This is a genomic window from Kineococcus endophyticus, assembly GCF_040796495.1.
GTDB lineage: Bacteria > Actinomycetota > Actinomycetes > Actinomycetales > Kineococcaceae > Kineococcus > Kineococcus endophyticus.
The window spans coordinates 1-1,552 of sequence record NZ_JBFNQN010000040.1 but is presented as its reverse complement, the minus strand read 5'-3'; the positions used below and the strand labels follow the sequence as shown (position 1 = coordinate 1,552).

Here is a 1,552-nt window from a genome sequence, read left to right as displayed (position 1 = left end):
TCGCCGGGTGTGGTTGATGCTCCTTAGAAAGGAGGTGATCCAGCCGCACCTTCCGGTACGGCTACCTTGTTACGACTTCGTCCCAATCGCCAGTCCCACCTTCGACAGCTCCCCCCCTTACGGGTTGGGCCACCGGCTTCGGGTGTTACCGACTTTCATGACGTGACGGGCGGTGTGTACAAGGCCCGGGAACGTATTCACCGCAGCGTTGCTGATCTGCGATTACTAGCGACTCCGACTTCACGGGGTCGAGTTGCAGACCCCGATCCGAACTGAGACCAGCTTTTTGGGATTCGCTCCACCTCACGGTATCGCAGCCCTCTGTACTGGCCATTGTAGCATGCGTGAAGCCCAAGACATAAGGGGCATGATGATTTGACGTCATCCCCACCTTCCTCCGAGTTGACCCCGGCAGTCTCCCATGAGTCCCCACCACTACGTGCTGGCAACATGGAACGAGGGTTGCGCTCGTTGCGGGACTTAACCCAACATCTCACGACACGAGCTGACGACAACCATGCACCACCTGTACGCGACCAACTAAATGACACCCCATCTCTGGGATTCCACCGCGCATGTCAAGCCTTGGTAAGGTTCTTCGCGTTGCATCGAATTAATCCGCATGCTCCGCCGCTTGTGCGGGCCCCCGTCAATTCCTTTGAGTTTTAGCCTTGCGGCCGTACTCCCCAGGCGGGGCGCTTAATGCGTTAGCTGCGGCACGGAATCCGTGGAATGGACCCCACACCTAGCGCCCAACGTTTACGGCATGGACTACCAGGGTATCTAATCCTGTTCGCTCCCCATGCTTTCGCTCCTCAGCGTCAGTAACTGCCCAGAGACCCGCCTTCGCCACCGGTGTTCCTCCTGATATCTGCGCATTTCACCGCTACACCAGGAATTCCAGTCTCCCCTACAGCACTCAAGTGTGCCCGTACCCACTGCAAGCTCAGAGTTGAGCCCTGAGTTTTCACAGCAGACGCGACACACCGCCTACGAGCTCTTTACGCCCAATAATTCCGGACAACGCTTGCACCCTACGTATTACCGCGGCTGCTGGCACGTAGTTAGCCGGTGCTTCTTCTGCTCCTACCGTCACTTGCGCTTCTTCGGAGCTGAAAGAGGTTTACAACCCGAAGGCCGTCATCCCTCACGCGGCGTCGCTGCATCAGGCTTTCGCCCATTGTGCAATATTCCCCACTGCTGCCTCCCGTAGGAGTCTGGGCCGTGTCTCAGTCCCAGTGTGGCCGGTCGCCCTCTCAGGCCGGCTACCCGTCGTCGCCTTGGTAGGCCATCACCCCACCAACAAGCTGATAGGCCGCGAGCCCATCCCCAGCCGAAAAACTTTCCACCCACAACAGATGCCTGTGCGGGTCGTATCCGGTATTAGCCACCGTTTCCAGTGGTTGTCCCAGAGCCAGGGGCAGGTTGCTCACGTGTTACTCACCCGTTCGCCACTGATCCACCCCGAAGGGCTTCACCGTTCGACTTGCATGTGTTAAGCACGCCGCCAGCGTTCGTCCTGAGCCAGGATCAAACTCTCCGTCGAAAAACC

The 1,552-nt window shown here is 58.4% G+C and carries 1 rRNA gene; it reads right to left on the bottom strand.

The window, feature by feature from the left end:
* Positions 1 to 27: 27 nt before the first annotated feature.
* Positions 28 to 1,546, bottom strand: a 16S ribosomal RNA gene (locus AB1207_RS24420).
* Positions 1,547 to 1,552 lie beyond the last annotated feature (6 nt).